A 17,574-nucleotide genomic window follows, 5' to 3' on the forward strand; every position below is an offset into this window, starting at 1 on the left:
CGGGCGAAACCCCGAGGCCCCATGGTCACCGAGTGTGCGACGCCAGTAACTTGAGGCGATTAGCCCTGCCCGGACCAGTCGGAACACGCGACATCCCAACCCCAAAGGGGCACACCCATGCCTGCGCCCGGCGCCGACCAGACCCCCGCACCCCTCGCGGGCGGCACCGAAGGACCCCGCGCGCTCCGCCCCCTGCTGGACACCGTCCTGCACGCCCTCGGCCAAGGCGCCACCGCCCGCGGCGGCCCCTTCCCGCCCGGCGGCCCCGACGCCGTCACCGCCCGGCTGCGCACCGCCGTCGGCCCCGCCCTCCCCGAGCACGGCACCGGCGCCCACGAAGCCCTCCGCACCCTCGTACGGGCCCTCGCCGAAGGCTCCGCCGACCCCGCCGACCCACGCTGCGCCGCCCATCTGCACGGCCCGCCCCTCGCCCTGGCCGCCGCCGCGGACCTCGCCGCCGACGCCCTCAACCCCTCCATGGACTCCTGGGACCAGGCCCCCGCCGCCTCCGCCCTGGAAACCCTCACCACCCGCGCCCTCGCCACCCTCGTCCACCCCACCGGCCCGGCCCCCGACGCCCTCGTCACCACCGGCGGCACCGAGTCCAACCAGCTCGCCCTGCTCCTCGCCCGCGAAGCCGCCCGCACCCGCACCGCCGCCCCCCTGACCGTCGTCTGCGGAGCCAACGCCCACCACAGCGTCCACCGCGCCGCCTGGCTCCTCGGCCTGCCCGCCCCGCAGACCCTGCCCACCCCCGCCGGCGTCCTCGACCCCGCCGACCTCGCCGCCGCCCTCGACGCCCGCCACGGCGCCCCCACCCTCGTCGTCGCCACCGCGGGCACCACCGACACCGGCCGCATCGACCCGCTCCCGAAGCTCGCCGACCTCTGCGACGCCCACGACGTCCCCCTCCACATCGACGCCGCCTACGGCGGGCCGCTCCTGTTCAGCGACACCCTCCGCCCCGCGCTCGACGGCCTCGACCGCGCCCGGACCGTCACCCTCGACCTCCACAAACTCGGCTGGCAGCCCGTCGCCGCCGGGCTCCTCGCCGTGCCCGACGCCACCTGGCTCAGCCCCCTCGCCCACCGGGCCCCCTATCTCAACCCCGCCGACGACATCGAGGCCGGTCATCCCGACCTCCTCGGCCGTTCCCCGCGCACCAGCCGGCGCCCCGACATCCTCAAGATCGCCGTCACCCTCCGCGCGCTCGGCCGCCGCGGCCTGGGCGACCTCGTCGAGCGGGTCTGTGCCACCGCGCAGCTCCTGGCCGACCGCATCGAGGCCCACCCCGCCTTCGAGCTCCACTCCCGCCCCACCCTCAGCACGGTCCTCTTCCGCCCCACCGGCACCGACGACCGCGCGCTCGCCGACACCAGACGCCGCCTCCTGGACCACGGCACCGCCGTCCTCGGCCGCGCCTCCACCCCCGAGGGCCTCTGGCTCAAGGCCACCCTCCTCAACCCCCACACCCGCCCCGACGACCTCGACGCCCTGCTCGAACTCGTGGAAGGCCACACGCCCCGATGACCAACCCTCCGCCCCCCGCCGCCGCCCCCGACCAGCCCTTCGACCTCGCGGGCATCGGCATCGGCCCCTTCAACCTCTCGCTCGCCGCCCTGGCCCAGTCCCTCCCCGACCTCCGCACCGCCTTCTACGACCAGAGCCGCGTCTTCCAATGGCACCCCGGCCTGCTCATCGACGACACCTCCCTCCAAGTCCCCTTCCTCGCCGACCTCGTCACCCTCGCCGACCCCGCCAGCCCCTGGACCTTCCTCAACTACCTCAAGGCCCGTGAGCGCCTCTACCCCTTCTACTTCGCCGAGCGCTTCCACATCCAGCGCGCCGAATACGACGCGTACTGCCGCTGGGTCAGCGAATCCCTCCCCGGACTCCACTTCGGCCACCAGATCGACGCCGTCCGCTGGAACCCCGAGCGCGCCCTGTTCGAGATCGACTACACCCGGCTCGACACCGACGGTGAAGCCGAGGCCCTCGGCCGCAGCTACGCCCGCAACCTCGTCCTCGGCGTCGGCACCGCCCCCTACGTCCCCGACCCCCTGCGGCCCCTCGTCGACGCCCCCGCCGTCCCCGTGATCCACTCCGCCGACTACCTCGACCACCGCGAGCGACTCCTCGCCGCCGACCACATCACCGTGATCGGCGCGGGCCAGTCGGGCGCCGAGGTCTTCCTCGACCTCCTCCGCAACCGCCCCGCCGGCCGCGAGAAGCTCCACTGGCTCGCCCGCAGCCCCTCCTTCGCCCCCATGGAATACAGCAAGCTCGGCCTGGAGCACTTCACCCCCGACTACACCCGCTACTTCCACGCCCTGCCCGAGTCCGTGCGGGACCAAGCCCTGCCGCGCCAGTGGCAGCTCCACCGGGGCGTCGCCGCCGACACCCTCGCCACCATCCACGACGAGCTCTACCGCCGCAGCCTGCACGGCGGCTGGCCCGACACCGTCCTGACCCCCGGCGTCTTCGTCCGCACCGCCGGCCGCGTCGGCACCACCCGCGTCGAACTCCACCTCGAGCACGCCCAGCAGGGCAGCCGCTCCCGCCTCACCACCGACGCCGTCGTCCTCGCCACCGGCTACCGCGAGCGCCGCGTCGACACCCTCCTCGCCTCCCTGGACCCCTATATCCGCCGCGACTCCGCCGACCGCCCCCGCATCGACGAGAACCACCGGCTCGTCCTCGACCCCCACGTCAAGGGCGCCGTCCACGTCCAGAACGCCGAGCGCCACACCCACGGCGTCGGCACCGCCGACCTCGGCCTCGCCGCCTGGCGCAGCGCCGTCATCCTCAACGCCATCACCGGGAAGACGGCCTACACCCTCCCGGAGCGCACCGCCTTCACGACCTTCGGGCTGGAGCCGCGCCCCCAGTCCCGGCCGCAGCACAAGACCTCGGAGAACCGGCGCACCATCCCGCGCCAACTGCCCGTCCACTGACGGCGGCCCGGCGCCCCGAGGCATCGCCCCGGGGCGGGCCGCGCCCGCCAGGCCTTTCGGCCACTGGCGGAAGGGGACCGGTCGCGTTTGGATGGGCGGTGGCCGAGGAAGGACAGTGAACTATGAGCATGCTTGATGAAAACCGGGCAAGACGTGGCAGTCGTGGCAGTCGTGGCAGGGGAGCCGGGGGGCGTCGCGCGTGAGCTCGCCGTTGTTCATCAAGATCTGTGGGCTGCGCACCGCCGAGGACGTGGACGCCGCGGTCGAGGCCGGAGCCGACGCGATCGGCTTCGTCTTCGCCGACAGCCCGCGCCATGTGGACGCCGCCACCGCGGGGAAGCTGGCCCAGCGGGTCCCCGAGCACGTACTGACCGTCGGTGTGTTCCGTCGGCAGCCCGTGGCGCAGGTGCGTGACCTCGCGCTGGCGAGCGGGGTCCGCTCCGTACAGCTGCACGGCGACGAGGGCCGTGACTACTACGACACCTTGCGGCCGCAGGGGTGGACGCTGATCCGTGCCACTTCCTCCGACGGCGGGCGGACCCCCCGCTGCGGCGAGTTGGGGGAGGACTACCTCCTGCTCGACGCCCCCGACCCCGGGGCGGGCCTGCCGTGGAACTGGGCCGACGACCGCTTCACCCCACCGACCGGCCACTGGCTCCTCGCCGGTGGCCTCACCCCGCAGAACGTGGGGCGGGCCGTGCGCACGATCGCGCCGTGGGGCGTGGACGTCTCCAGCGGGGTGGAAGCCCGTCGTGGCGTCAAGGACCCTGCTCTGATCAGGGAGTTCATCGAATCCGCCCGCTCGGCGGAATGACCGGGGCCCGCTCGGGGCCTGTCCTGATCTAGAGCCAACTCCCTTGTGTGGGGGTAGACTTCAGCCACCGGTAAGCGGCCGGACTCCGCCTGCCCGCTTACGGACGACCTCATCCCGCAGCGTCCCGTCGACGCTTCGTACCGTTCCTGTCGGCCACTGAAAGCACGTGTGCGCGTTCTCAGCCGATGCGGCAATGCCGCCTCGTATTGCTCCTAATTCGGAATCAGCGCTCCCGGTTCCGAACCGGCACATGGATCTTCTTCAAGCCTTGTGTTCCCGGGCCGGACACTGATAAATCTGTATTTCAGCACCCCAAGATCTCAAAACAAGATCATCTATGGCCAGAGATCTTGCGCGACCGGAGAGTGAGGGTACGTGACCACCGCAAACTCCTGTAAATTGACCCACTGTTGGGTCAATGAGATCGACCTCAAAGCGATCGGTGACCAGGTAGGCACGCCGGTCTTTATCTACAGCGAAGCACAGATATTAAAGAACGTCGGCCGCATCCAGGACGCCGCCAAAGCCGTCGGACTCGACTCCCGGGTCGAATTGTATGTCCCCTTCTTTCCGAACTCTAATCCACATGTATTGAAGCCGCTCCAGCAGATGGGAGTCGGCCTGCTTCTGCAACTGCCCAGCGAATACCGGATCCTGCGCGAGTACGGATTCGACAAGTTCATCGTCTCCCCCGGCCACGTCTCCGACGAAGAGATCGGCTTCTGGGACCAGGCGGGCTACCCGACCTTCCTCTCCAGCCTCGACGAGGTCGCCTACTCGCTGCGGACGAACGCGCCCACCATCAGCGCCCGCATCGACAGCCTCGACTCCGGCAAGCCCGGCATCAAGTACAGCGAACTGAAGCGCCTCTCCGACCTGCTCGAGCAGCACGGCCGCGAACTCGAATGCTTCGAGGTCTACTGCGGCAGCGGAAACTCGCGCGACGAGATGATCAGCGTCATCGAGAAGCAGTTCGAGATCTTCAAGACGCACTTCCCCCACGCGAAGTCCATCAACTTCGCCGGCGGCCACGGCTTCGTCTACGAAGCCTGGGACGAATCCACGAAGCACTTCGACTGGAACGAATACTTCAAGGCGCTGCGGGAAATCGCGGACCGCATGGAGATCCCGGACCACGTCAAGTTCCTCTTCGAGCCCGCCCGGGACGTACTCGCCGACACCGGCGCCCTCCTCCTCGGCGTCAAGCGCAACGTCATCACCAACGCCGTCGGCAGCCTCGTCGTCACCGACGGCTCGCGCATGCTCATGCCGTCCGCACAGCTGCGGGACCGCCGCCACAACGTGGTCTTCCTCGACGCGGACATGAAGGAGATCCCCCTCGCCGACGACGCGGACGGCGTCTCGGCGGCACTCCGCGGCCGCAGCATCCTGCGCCACGACTACATCCTCCCCGGCGAATACCGGGTGCCCTCCGGCGTCGACGCCGACAGCCACCTCGTCATCCTCGACGTCGGCGCCTACTGCGCGACCCAGCACATGGAATTCCTCAACATCCCGCCGGCCGCGGAAGTACTCGTCGACGCCGCCGGTACGGCACACGTGGTCACCTCCCGGGGCGACGACCTCGACAAGTGGCGCAACCTCCTCGCGGAGAAGAAGGAACTCAAGCGCTGAAGCAGACCGGAGCGCCGGGGGACAACACCCCCGGCGCCCGACGCTTCCCTCCTTCACCCGTGAATTCGCCAGCGAGGAGCAATCCCATGCAGCCCCCGACGCCCGACGCCCCCGCGCAGGACATCCCGTCACCGCACGACGCCACGGACCCCATCACCCTGTTCGGCCAATGGCTCGAAGCGGCCGAAGCCAGCGAAATCAACGATGCCAACGCCATGGCGATCGCCACCGCCGCCACCGACGGCCTGCCCGACGTACGCATGGTGCTGCTCAAGGGCTTCGACGCGGACGGCTTCGTGTTCTACACCAACACCCAGTCGCAAAAGGGCACCGAACTCCGCGACAACATGCAGGCCGCAGGCGTACTGCACTGGAAGTCCCTGCGACGCCAGGTGCGCTTCCGCGGCCCCGTGGAGCCCACCACCGCCGCCGAGGCCGACACCTACTTCGCCTCCCGCCGACGCGACAGCCGCCTCGGCGCCTGGGCCAGCCGGCAGTCCCGCCCCCTGGCCAGCCGCGCCGAGCTCGAAGAAGCCGTGGCCCGCGAAGCCACCCGCTTCCCCGACGACGTACCGCGACCGCCCCACTGGTCCGGCTATCGCATCAGGCCCCTGTCCATCGAGTTCTGGTCGGACAGGCCGTTCCGTCTGCATGACCGGCTCGTTTTCCAGAGGGACAAGCCGGAAGGCGACTGGAACACCACACGGCTCTACCCGTAAGGCAATCGAGGACAGTTCACATGTATTTCACGCACGCCGATTCGGTCTGGACCGCTCACCCGAGCCTGCACGCCCTGACGATGGTCATCGACAACGTCCTCGGCATGAAGAGCGACCCCCAGCGACTCGAGAAGCTCACCCCGAAGGTCGAAGAACGACTCGCCTCGGGCACCGAATCCGAGATGCCCGCCATCGCCTCCTGGCGGGAAGCCTTCTCGAAAATGGGACTGAAGCCCACCCAGTACCGGTGCGCCTCGGAAGCACTGCTCAGGCGGTACCGCAAGGACCGCAGCATGCCGAGCTTCCACCCGCTCGTGGACTACCTCAACTTCGCCTCGATGTCCTCCGCCATCCCCATCGCCGCATTCGACTGCGCGAAGATCTCGGAAGGCATCACCGTCCGCCACGCCGACGGCACCGAGACCTACGAAACGTTCCAGGGCGACATCGAGAACCCCCTGCCGAACGAGGTCGTCTTCGCCGACCCGGCACACCACGCGCACTCCCGGCGCTGGACCTTCCGGCAGAGCGCCCGATCCGTCGTGTCGGCACAGACCGACCGCGTACTGATCGTGGCCGAGGCCCATCACGCCGCCGCTCCACAGGACATCGACGCGCTCGAACACGAGCTGAAATCCGGGCTGACCGAAGCCGGCGTGCACATCACCAGCGCCCTGCGGATCAGCACCGTGGAGCGCCGACTGGAATTCTGATACGTGTGTGAGGAGACCCTCTGATGTCCACACCCGGCAACATATGTCGACCTGACCCGACCGACGGGCTCGAAACGGTACGGCGCGCCATCGCCGACGCCTGCGCCCGCGCCCAGCGCGACATCGCATCGGTGACCCTCGTCGCCGCCTCCAAGACGGTCCCCGCGGACACCATCGAGCAGACCGTCCTGGCCGGCCACCGGGTCTACGGCGAGAACCGCGTCCAGGAGGGCAAGGCCAAATGGCCGGCCCTCCGGGAGCGGTTCCCCGAGGTCGAACTGCATCTGATCGGGCCACTGCAGTCCAACAAAGCCCGTGAAGCGGTGGCGCTGTTCGACGTCATCCACTCCGTCGACCGCCCCGGCCTCTGCGAGGCCCTCGCCAAACAATGCGAGAAGCAAGGCCGCCGACCCAAGCTGTTCGTCCAGGTCAACACCGGAGCGGAACCGCAAAAAGCGGGAATCCTGCCCGACGCCGCCGACGACCTGCTGACCACCTGCCGCGAAACCTACGACCTCGACGTCGTGGGCCTCATGTGCATTCCCCCGGCCGGCGAACCCCCGGAGGCGCACTTCGCCCAACTCGCGAAGATCGCCGCCCGCAACGGACTCGACGGCCTGTCCATGGGCATGAGCACGGACTACGCGACGGCCATCGAATTCGGCGCCACCCACGTCCGCGTGGGCAGCGCCATATTCGGCGCAAGGGCCTACCCCACCCCGTAGCACCGTCCGCCGAAGAATCCGGAACACCGCGACAGCTGCGCCACGCAACGGAGAACCACATGACCCGCCCCACCCGCTACGACATCCTTTTCGAACCTTTACGGATCGGCCCCGTCACCGCCAAGAACCGCTTTTTCCAGGTACCCCATTGCAACGGCATGGGACGTGCCTTTCCCAGTTCTATGGCCGCGATGCGGGGAATGAAGGCCGAGGGCGGCTGGGGCGTCATCTCCACCGAGCAGTGCGACGTGCACTACTCCGGGAACCACCAACGGGAACTCCGCCTCTGGGACGAGAAGGACATCCCCTACCTCGCCCGTGCCACGGGCCTCATCCACGACCACGAGGCCCTGGCAGCGGTCGAGTTGGTGCACAACGGTTCCCACGTCGGCAACCTCGAGAGCCGCGCGATACCCATCGCCCCGAGCCTGCGGCCCACCAGGGGCGTCTTCCCGGCCACCGCCCGCGCCATGGACAAGAACGACATCCGTGCCGCCCGCCGCTGGTACCGCACCGCCGCGATCAACGCCCAGCGCGCCGGCTTCGACATCATCTACGTCTACGCCGGCCACGACATGACGTTGCCCATCAACTTCCTCTCCCGCCGCCACAACCACCGCACCGACGAGTACGGCGGCAGCCTCGAGAACCGCGCCCGCTTCCTGCGCGAACTGGTCGAGGACGCCAAGGAAGCCGTCGGCGACACCTGCGCGGTCGCCATCCGCTTCGGCGTCGACGGCCTCACGGGTGCCGGCGGCGACGAGGACGAGGGCCGCGACGTCATCGAGATGCTCGCGGAACTCCCCGACCTGTGGGACGTCAACCTCAGCAACTTCGACTACGACGGCAGCACCTCACGCTTCAGCGACGAGGGATACCAAGAGCAGTACATCAAGTTCGTCAAAAGCGTCACCAGCAAACCCGTCGTCGGCGTCGGCCGCTTCACCTCGCCCGACACCATGGTTTCCATGATCAAGGGCGGCACCCTCGACCTCATCGGCGCCGCCCGCCCCTCCATCGCCGACCCCTTCCTGCCCCGCAAGATCGAGGAAGGCCGCTTCGACGACATCCGCGAATGCATCGGCTGCAACATCTGCGTCGCCGGCGACCGGGCCGGCGTGCCCATGCGCTGCACCCAGAACCCGACCATGGGCGAGGAATGGCGCCGCGGCTGGCACCCCGAGCGCATCGCACCCAAGGACACCGACGACACCGTCCTCGTCATCGGGGCCGGTCCCGCCGGACTCGAAGCCGCCCGCGCCCTCGGCCAACGCGGCTACAGCGTCATGCTCGCCGACCGCAGCCGCGAGCTCGGCGGCCGTGTCAACCGCGAATGCCGCCTGCCCGGCCTCGGCACCTGGGCCCGCGTGCGGGACTGGCGCCTCACCCAGCTCCGCAAGATGCCCGGCGTGCAGCTCCTGCCCGACAACGACATCACCGGCGAGATGGTCCTCGAAGCCGAGTCCTCCCTCATCGCCATCGCCACCGGCGCCACCTGGCGCGCCGACGGCGTGGGCCGCTACCACAGCGACCCCATCACCGGCCTCGGGCAGATCCCGGTCTTCACACCGGACGACATCATGGACTCCCGCCTGCCCACCGGACGCGTCGTCCTCTTCGACGACGACCACTACTACATGGGCGGCGTCATCGCCGAACGCCTCGTCGAACACGGCTGCGAGGTCACCTTCGTCACGCCCGAGAGCACCGTCTCGGCCTACACCCAGTTCACCGCCGAACAAAAACGCGTCCAACGACGCGTCATGGAGATGTGCGCGGACGTCCGCACCGCCACGGCACTGCGCCGCACCGAACCCGGCACGGCCCACCTCTCCTGCGTCTACACCGGCCGCGAAACCACCGCACCCGCCGACGCCATCGTGGTCGTCACCGGCTCCACCCCGCGCGACGAGCTCTACACGGACCTGCAAGACCGCGGCGAGAGCGCCCTCACCGCCGTCGGCATCCGCCGCGTCGTACGCCTCGGCGACTGCCTCGCCCCCGGCATCATCGCCGCCGCCGTCTACAGCGGTCACCTCTTCGCCCGCACCCTGAACACCGCACTCACCGACCGGACACCCTTCCGGCGCGAGAACGTCGAACTCGGCTGGGACCAGCCCCTGCCCGCCACCGGCGACTCACCCGGCCCGGGCAGCGTATTCGGCTGAAACAGCACGCCCGACCGACCACACACCGTGACAACCGCCGCACACGGACGCCACCATGGCCCCGACGATCGATGACGCCGGGGCACAGCGCGCATCGTGCCGTCGGACCGGGGCCCGCCCCAAGGAGAAGCCCATGGAAGAATTCAAGGCCCTGATCGGCAAGGTCGCGACCGGCGCCACGCTGACACTCGAGGAATCCGCCCAGGCCTTCGACCGCATGATGACGGGCGAAGCCACCCCCTCGCAGATGGGCGCCCTGCTGATGGCGCTGCGCATGCGCGGCGAGACCGTCGAGGAGATCACCGGCGCCGTCACCACCATGCGCTCCCAGATGCTCACCGTCGACGCACCCCCCGGCGCCATCGACCTCCTCGGCACCGGCGGCGACTCCTCCGGCTCCTACAACATCTCCACCTGCGCGGCCTTCATCGTCGCCGGAGCCGGCGTCCCCGTCGCCAAACAGGGCAACCGGGCACTGTCCTCCCGCTGCGGCGCCGCCGACGTCCTCGCCGCCCTCGGCATCCGCATCCACCTCACCCCCGAGGCCATAGAACGCTGCCTCACCGAAGCCGGAATCGGCTTCATGTTCGCCCCCGACCACCATCCGGCGCTCAAGCACATGAGCCCCACCCGGATCGAACTCGGCACCCGCACCATCTTCAATCTGCTCGGTCCCCTCCTCAACCCGGCCGGCGTACGGCGACAGATGGTCGGCGTCTACGCCGAACACTGGGTCGAGCCCCTCGCCCAAGTACTGGGCAAACTCGGCTCCGTACGCGCGTACGTCGTCCACGGCTCCGACGGACTCGACGAAATCACCACCACGGGCCCCACCACCATCGCCTCCCTCGACCACGGGACGATCCGCACCTTCGAGGTCACCCCGGAGGACATGGGCCTCGCACGCGTCACCCCCGACATGCTCAAAGGCAGCGACGCGCAAGGCAACGCCGAAGCCCTCCGCGGAGTCCTCCAAGGAGAAAAGGGCCCCTACCGCGACATCGCCACCTTCAACGCGGCCGCCGCACTCGTCGTCGCGGGCCGGGCCGAGGAACTGCCCCACGGCATCGAACTCGCCACGAAGTCGATCGACACCGGAGAAGCCCACCGGCGCCTCGACCGACTGATAGCCGTCTCGAACGCCTGAGCACCCCACGCGGAACACGGCCCGAACCGACGAGAGGACCCCCGACATGGCAGACATCCTGACCAAGATCGAAAGCTACAAGCGCGAAGAGATCGCCGCCGCCAAGCGCGCCCGGCCCCTCTCCGCACTCGAAAAGGAAGCCCAGGCCGCCCCCGCCCCCCGCGGATTCCTCGCCGCGATCGAACGCCGCATCGCCCAAGGCGACTACGCACTCGTCGCCGAGATCAAGAAAGCGAGCCCCTCGAAGGGCCTCATCCGCGCCGACTTCGACCCGCCCGCCCTCGCCACCGCCTACGAAGCCGGCGGAGCCGCCTGCCTCTCCGTACTGACCGACACGCCCTCGTTCCAAGGGGCACCCGAACACCTCGCCGCCGCCCGCGCGGCCACCGCACTCCCGGCCCTGCGCAAGGACTTCATGTTCGACCCCTACCAGATCGTCGAAGCCCGCGCATGGGGCGCCGACTGCGTACTGATCATCCTCGCCGCCGTCGACGACGCCACCGCCAAGGACCTCGAGGACACCGCCCACGACCTCGGCATGGACGTCATCCTCGAAGTCCACGACGGAACCGAACTCGACCGGGCACTCAACCTGCGCTCCCGCATCATCGGCATCAACAACCGCAACCTCAAGACGTTCGAAACGACCCTCACCACCAGCGAGACCCTCGCACCCCGCGTACCGGACGGACGGGTGATCATCGGCGAAAGCGGGGTCGCCGGCCCCGCCGACCTCGCACGCCTCGCTAAGGTCGGCATCTCGACCTTCCTCGTCGGCGAGAGCCTCATGCGCAACGAGGACGTCGAAACGGCGACCCGGGCGCTACTCGCCCAAGGTTGATATCAGCACAATAGGAGCGCTGCCCATGAGCATCGAATTCTTAGTCACCTCATTCATCGTCACCGCCTCACCCGGCACCGGAGTCCTCTACACCCTGGCCACCGGCCTCTCCAGAGGATTCCGCCCGAGCATCGTGGCAGCATTCGGATGCACCCTGGGCATCGTCCCCCACATGGCCGCCACCATCATGGGACTGGCAGCACTCCTCCAGGCCAGCGCCCTCGCCTTCCAGATCTTCAAATACCTCGGCGTCGCCTACCTCCTCTACGTCGCCTGGAGCACCCTCCGCGAAAGCGGCACCCTCAAGGTCGAAGAGAACAACGGCACGGACGCCGCCCCCTCCGCCACCAAAGTCACCGTCACCGGCGTACTGATCAACATCCTCAACCCGAAGCTGACCATCTTCTTCCTGGCGTTCCTGCCCCAGTTCGTCAGCACCGACGAATCCAGCCCCGTCATGCGCATGCTTGAACTCAGCCTTGTCTTCATGCTGATGACCTTCGTGATCTTCGTCGGCTACGGCCTGCTCGCCGCCGCCGTCCGCGACCACGTCATCTCCCGCCCCAAGGTCCTCACCTGGATGCGCCGCACCTTCGCCGGAGCCTTCGTCGCCCTCGGCGCCAAACTCGCCTTCACCAATATCTGAACCGCACCGAGGACCCACTGACAGGCTCTGCGTCAGTGGGTCCTCACGTGCGTCGGGGGCCGCGCCCGAAATCTAGGACGATATCGCCCACTTCAGCTGAGCCGGCGCCGACGCAGGACTTCCCGTGTACTTCGTGGTGTACGCGGGCGCCTTGCCGTAGTCGTCGCCTCCCGTGCCCAAGTACCAGCCGTTCCCTTCGTTCTTGACGAGCTTGGTGGCGGCGTCGTAGGACCACTTCAGCTGTGGGGGAGCGGCTGCCGGTTCCCCGGAGTACTTTGTGGTGTACGTGGGGGCCTTGGCGGACGAGGACTCGCCGCCGCTGCCGAGATACCAGCCGTTCGCCTCGTTCTTGACGAGCTTGGTGGCAGGGTCGTAGGACCACTTCAGGTTGCCGGGCGCCGACGCGGGTTCTCCCGCGTACTTCACGGTGTACGTGGGGGCCTTGGCAGAGGTTGTTTCACTGCCACTGTCGAGGTACCACCCCGACCCCTCGTTCTTGATGGGTTCCGGGGAGGCGGCGGCATGGCCCACGCCGGGAGCCAAGGCCACCAATGCTGCGGCAGCTGCGAGGGTCACGGACCGCCGGACGAGCGGATGCACTGGCATGGTTCTGTTCTCCTGCCGTTTCAGCGCGTGGCTTCGAGAAGGCGAACGGTGCGCCTCAGAACCGTACTGTCCGTAAATCGACACGGGCGAGTGTTCGTTGGCGCACCCACCGGAAGCGTTCCACCGCCGGTCCGTGCAAGGGCGTGCGGCTCGGCAGAGGGCAACAGCGGCGGCGCCACGCGCTCGCGGCACCCGACATACGCGCGAGGGCGCCGCCCGCCCACCCCGCCCCGCGCACACCAGTTCGCCCGCGCGTGATCAGGGCCCTGCTCCCGCCGCCGCGCCGGAGCCCGGCCCGGGGCCGAGACCAACGGCCCCGGCCCCGCACCAGCACCTCAGAACACCGGCACACCATCCCGCGTCAGCTTCCAGTCCACCGAAGCGAACCGCGCCACATCGATCGCCCCCTGCGCCTTCACCCACCCGATGATCGTGTTACGAATCTCCTCCGAATTCGCCCACACCTGCTTCGCACCCGCCACATGCGGGAAATTACCGCCACCACTCGCCCGATAATTGTTCACCGCCAGCACGAACTGCGCCGCATCATCCAACGGCTTCCCCCCGAACGACAGATTCACGATCCGCGAACCCGGCGCCTTCGCGATGTCGATCTCGTACGACAGACCACTCACCGCGTCATAGTTGTAATCCGGGATGCTCTCCGCATTCGTCAACTTCGCCGGATCCACCGGAACACCCGCAGCCGTCCGCACGTAATAACGAGCCGAGAACTCCAGATACGCCCGCAGCTGCGCACCCGTCAGCACCCGCGCCTCCAGCGTGTTCTCGAACGGATACAGCCCCGCCACCTCACGGATCGTCACCTTCCCCGCCGGCACCGCAGCCGTCCGCGAGAAACACGAAGCCTGCGACAACACCGGCAACGACGCATACGCCGTCCCCGCCAACGCGGACCGCACCGTCTCCGCCTGCACATGGTTGATGAAATCGATGATCGCCGTGTCCTTCACCGGCGCCTCCGCCGCCCCCATCGCAGCCGACGACGTACCGATCACCTGATTCACATACGCCACGACCTTCTCGTGCTCATCGCGCAGCAGACCCGTGATCTTCCTGTCCTCGGCCACCGTATTGGAGTTCAACACCTTCGCCGACACCGACTCGACCTGCCAGCACCCCTTGCCCCACACCAGCTCGAAGTCGAACAACGTCAGCCGCTGCCCCCACTTCAGCGGCTCCGACAACACCACCGACTTGCCCGACTTCTTGTTCGTCACCCGGTACTCCGGGATCTCCGTGTGCGCATGCCCGACCAGAATCGCGTCGATACCCGGCACCTGCTCCGCCACCAAAGCCGCCGCGTTCTCGATGTGCGGCAACTGATCCCCGTACGACGACGTACCGCTGCTCCCCGAGTGAGCCGACACGATCACCACATCCGCACCCATCGACCGAAGCCTCGGCACCCACTTCGCCGCCTGCTCCTCCAGCCCCGGGAACGTCATCTTCCCCTGCACATTCGCCTTGTCCCAGATCGCGATCCCCGGGTTCGTCAGCCCCAGCACCGCCACCTTCACATCACGACCGTGCGGCGTACACACCCGCTTCATCACATACGGCGCGAACGCCGGACGCAACGTCTTCGCATCCAGCGCGTTCGCACCCAACAACGGGAAATCACACTGCTTCTCGAACTTCCGCAGCACCGGAATCCCGTAATTGAACTCATGATTGCCCAGCGCCGCCGCGTCGTACCCGATCGCGTTCATCGCCTGCGCCATCGGATGCACCGGACCACCGACCCGCGTGATCGGATCGACCTTCGCGTAGTAGTACGACAACTGCGTACCCTGAATCGTGTCACCCGCGTCGATCAACAGCGTGTTCCGCCGGCCCTTCTCCTTACGGACCTGCTCCACCAACGTCGAGATCTTCGCCAGACCCACATCGTTGTGCGCCTTGTCATCGAACTCGGCATCGGTGAAATAGTCCCAGTTGAAGACATTGCCATGCAGATCCGTAGTGCCCATGACGGTGAACGCATACCGCTTCTTCCGCCGATCCCGGTGCCCCAGATCCTGCGCCTCGGCCGGCCCGGCAGCCGCCGCCCCCGCCAGCGCGACCCCCGCACCCGTCGCGGCGGTACGCCCCAGGAACTTCCTACGGTTGAGCGGCATCTCTTCTCCCCATCAGTGACGGCCGAAACCTCGGCAAACAGCACAACGCGCGTAGATTCTGACCCAGCCCGCCACATCCACGACAGACCCCCAAGGTTGCGATCCGGTGACTCCCCAGTAACCCGGCACACCACGCCCGCCACACCGGTCACCCACACCACCCACCTGAGACGCTGACCCCATGACGACACCACCGGCACCCCTCCCGTACGGCACCCCCGAAGCCCCCCGACTCGCCGTCCGCGGCGAAGCCCGCCTCGAAGTCGACCCCGAAATCGCCCGCCTCGGCATCACCGTCACCGCCCGCGGCACCGACCGCCGCACCGCCCTCGCCGACCTCACCCACCGCAACAACCAAACTCTCGAACTCATCAAGTCCTACGGCCAAGCAATCGAACAACTCGAAACCGGCTCCTTCACCATCACCCCCCAACTCACCGACAAAGGCCGCCACGAACGCATCCGCGCCTACCACGGCACCGTCCACCTCACCGCCACCCTCAACGACTTCACCGCCCTCGGCGAACTCACCACCCGCCTCGCCGACCTCGACCTCACCCGCGTCGACGGCCCCTGGTGGGCCCTGCGCCCCGACTCACCCGCCCACCGCGAAGCCCGCCAACAGGCAGTTCGGGAAGCCGTGCAACGCGCCCGCGAATACGCCGGAGCACTCGGCGCCGAACTCGTCGCCGTCGTGGAACTCGCCGACATCGGCGCCGAGAACGCGGGCCCCGCCGGACTCCCGCCCGCCCCCGGCGGAATGATGCGATCAGTCGGCTACGGAGGCGAAGCACCCGCCCCCGCCCTCGACCTCGAACCCCAGCGCCAATTCGTCTACGCCCAAGTCAACGCCCGGTTTACGATGACCCGCCCCGCCCTCTGACACCCCCCGCGCGGGGGACAGCCGGAACCGCCCCCGACGCTCATCGGAGCACCCCCGCGCACGTTTCACTAATTGTCAACAACCTTTCGCTAAAACGACGTTGGGCAGTTGCGGACGTCCAATTGTCTACCCGCCGGTAAGTCATAAGCTCGTGCCATGCGCCGAGCAAAAATCGTCTGCACACTGGGCCCCGCCACCGACTCGTACGAGCAGATCAAGGCACTCGTCGAAGCCGGCATGGACGTCGCCCGCCTCAACCTCAGCCACGGCACCTACGCCGACCACGAGACGCGCTACGAGCGGGTACGCAAAGCCGCAGAGGAAACCGGCCGCAACGTCGGCGTCCTCGCCGACCTTCAAGGCCCGAAGATCCGCCTCGGCACCTTCCGCGAAGGCCCTGTACTCCTTGAACGCGGCGATGACTTCACCATCACCGTCGACGACGCCGAAGGCGACCGCCACATCTGCAGCACCACCTACCCCGGCCTCGCCGCCGACGTCACCAAGGGCGAACGCATCCTCGTCGACGACGGCCGCGTCACCCTCGAAGTCACCGAAGTCGACGGCCCCCGCGTCAGGACCATCGTCATCGAAGGCGGCATGGTCTCCGACCACAAGGGCCTCAACCTCCCCGGCGTCGCCGTCTCCGTCCCCGCCCTCTCCGACAAGGACGTCCACGACCTCCGCTGGGCCATCAGGACGGGCGCCGACATCATCGCCCTCTCCTTCGTACGCAGCGCCCACGACATCGAGGACGTCCACCGCGTCATGGACGAGGAAGGCTGCCGCCTCCCCGTCATCGCGAAGATCGAAAAGCCGCAGGCCGTCGCCAACCTCGACGCCATCGTCGCCGCCTTCGACGGCATCATGGTCGCCCGCGGCGACCTGGGCGTGGAGATGCCCCTCGAAACCGTGCCCATCGTCCAGAAGCGCGCCATCAAGCTGGCCAAGCGCAACGCCAAGCCGGTCATCGTCGCGACGCAGATGCTCGACTCCATGATCGACGCGTCCCGCCCCACACGTGCGGAGGCCTCCGACGTCGCCAACGCCGTCATCGACGGCACGGACGCGGTCATGCTTTCGGGTGAGACCAGCATCGGCAAATACCCGGTCGAGACCGTGAAGACCATGGGCCGCATCGTGCGGGCGGCCGAGGAGGACGTCCTCGCCAAGGGCCTGCCGCCCCTGACCGAACGCAGCAAGCCCCGCACCCAGGGCGGCTCGGTGGCCCGTGCGGCGGCCGAGATGGGCGACTTCCTCGGCGCGAAGTTCCTGGTGGCCTTCACTCAATCCGGTGACACGGTCCGTCGGCTGTCCCGCTACCGCTCACCGATCCCGCTGCTGGCCTTCACCCCGGAGCCGGCGACACGGTCGCAACTGAACCTGACGTGGGGCGTGGAGACCTTCCTCGGCCCGATGGTCCAGACGACGGACGAGATGGTCGACCAAGTCGACGAGTACCTGCTGCGGATCGGACGCTGCCGGAAGGGCGACATGGTCATCATCACGGCGGGATCGCCGCCCGGGGTGGCGGGAACGACGAACCTGGTGCGGGTGCACCACATCGGGGAAGAGGAGTAGC

15 protein-coding genes are annotated in these 17,574 nt (G+C 68.4%); 13 read left to right on the forward strand and 2 right to left on the reverse strand.

The genetic code is table 11. The features are described 5' to 3' along the window. Window positions 1-117 precede the first annotated feature (117 nt). The 11 genes from FHS38_RS04135 (at window position 118) to FHS38_RS04185 (ending at window position 12,362) form a co-directional block, all read left to right on the forward strand. The gene (locus tag FHS38_RS04135) at window positions 118-1,530 is read left to right on the forward strand and encodes a pyridoxal phosphate-dependent decarboxylase family protein (protein WP_184730683.1); all 1,413 of its coding nucleotides are present in this window, start codon (window positions 118-120) and stop codon (window positions 1,528-1,530) included. Continuing rightward, complete coding sequence (locus FHS38_RS04140) at window positions 1,527-2,954, forward strand: lysine N(6)-hydroxylase/L-ornithine N(5)-oxygenase family protein (protein WP_184730685.1); 1,428 nt, start codon at window positions 1,527-1,529, stop codon at window positions 2,952-2,954. The genes FHS38_RS04135 and FHS38_RS04140 overlap by 4 nt, the downstream gene beginning before the upstream one ends. A gap of 199 nt (window positions 2,955-3,153) precedes the next feature. Then, a complete protein-coding gene (locus FHS38_RS04145; RefSeq protein WP_229821847.1) occupies window positions 3,154-3,768 on the forward strand; it encodes a phosphoribosylanthranilate isomerase in 615 nt (204 codons plus the stop codon). Between the two features lie 375 nt (window positions 3,769-4,143). After that, window positions 4,144-5,403 carry a diaminopimelate decarboxylase gene (locus FHS38_RS04150; protein WP_184730687.1) on the forward strand — a complete coding sequence of 420 codons (1,260 nt, stop codon included), beginning with the start codon at window positions 4,144-4,146 and terminating at the stop codon, window positions 5,401-5,403. Between the two features lie 86 nt (window positions 5,404-5,489). Then, on the forward strand, window positions 5,490-6,122 hold the full coding sequence (gene pdxH, locus FHS38_RS04155) for a pyridoxamine 5'-phosphate oxidase (RefSeq protein ID WP_184730689.1): 633 nt from the start codon (window positions 5,490-5,492) through the stop codon (window positions 6,120-6,122). A 20-nt stretch (window positions 6,123-6,142) separates the two neighbouring features. Beyond that, the gene (locus FHS38_RS04160; RefSeq protein WP_184730691.1) at window positions 6,143-6,835 is read left to right on the forward strand and encodes a B3/B4 domain-containing protein; all 693 of its coding nucleotides are present in this window, start codon (window positions 6,143-6,145) and stop codon (window positions 6,833-6,835) included. 23 nt (window positions 6,836-6,858) lie between these two features. After that, window positions 6,859-7,560 carry a YggS family pyridoxal phosphate-dependent enzyme gene (locus FHS38_RS04165; RefSeq protein WP_184730693.1) on the forward strand — a complete coding sequence of 234 codons (702 nt, stop codon included), beginning with the start codon at window positions 6,859-6,861 and terminating at the stop codon, window positions 7,558-7,560. 59 nt (window positions 7,561-7,619) lie between these two features. Further along, a complete protein-coding gene (locus tag FHS38_RS04170) occupies window positions 7,620-9,728 on the forward strand; it encodes an oxidoreductase (RefSeq protein WP_184730695.1) in 2,109 nt (702 codons plus the stop codon). Window positions 9,729-9,861: 133 nt separating this feature from the next. Further along, window positions 9,862-10,875: an anthranilate phosphoribosyltransferase gene (gene trpD / locus FHS38_RS04175; protein ID WP_184730696.1), complete on the forward strand. Its 1,014-nt coding sequence runs from the start codon at window positions 9,862-9,864 to the stop codon at window positions 10,873-10,875. Between the two features lie 46 nt (window positions 10,876-10,921). Next, window positions 10,922-11,716 carry an indole-3-glycerol phosphate synthase TrpC gene (trpC, locus tag FHS38_RS04180; protein ID WP_184730698.1) on the forward strand — a complete coding sequence of 265 codons (795 nt, stop codon included), beginning with the start codon at window positions 10,922-10,924 and terminating at the stop codon, window positions 11,714-11,716. Window positions 11,717-11,741: 25 nt separating this feature from the next. After that, window positions 11,742-12,362: a LysE family translocator gene (locus FHS38_RS04185; RefSeq protein ID WP_184730700.1), complete on the forward strand. Its 621-nt coding sequence runs from the start codon at window positions 11,742-11,744 to the stop codon at window positions 12,360-12,362. A gap of 72 nt (window positions 12,363-12,434) precedes the next feature. Here FHS38_RS04185 and FHS38_RS04190 read toward each other — a convergent pair whose 3' ends face one another. Beyond that, a complete protein-coding gene (locus FHS38_RS04190; protein ID WP_184730703.1) occupies window positions 12,435-12,968 on the reverse strand; it encodes a hypothetical protein in 534 nt (177 codons plus the stop codon). 335 nt (window positions 12,969-13,303) lie between these two features. Beyond that, on the reverse strand, window positions 13,304-15,109 hold the full coding sequence (locus tag FHS38_RS04195; protein ID WP_184730705.1) for a bifunctional metallophosphatase/5'-nucleotidase: 1,806 nt from the start codon (window positions 15,107-15,109) through the stop codon (window positions 13,304-13,306). A gap of 181 nt (window positions 15,110-15,290) precedes the next feature. Here FHS38_RS04195 and FHS38_RS04200 point away from each other — a divergent pair, with 181 nt between their 5' ends. After that, window positions 15,291-15,992 carry an SIMPL domain-containing protein gene (locus FHS38_RS04200; RefSeq protein WP_184730707.1) on the forward strand — a complete coding sequence of 234 codons (702 nt, stop codon included), beginning with the start codon at window positions 15,291-15,293 and terminating at the stop codon, window positions 15,990-15,992. A 156-nt stretch (window positions 15,993-16,148) separates the two neighbouring features. Continuing rightward, window positions 16,149-17,573, forward strand: a complete 1,425-nt coding sequence (gene pyk / locus FHS38_RS04205; RefSeq protein WP_184730709.1) for a pyruvate kinase — start codon at window positions 16,149-16,151, stop codon at window positions 17,571-17,573. Window position 17,574 lies beyond the last annotated feature (1 nt).

Source organism: Streptomyces netropsis (genome assembly GCF_014203545.1).
GTDB classification, from domain to species: domain Bacteria; phylum Actinomycetota; class Actinomycetes; order Streptomycetales; family Streptomycetaceae; genus Streptomyces; species Streptomyces netropsis.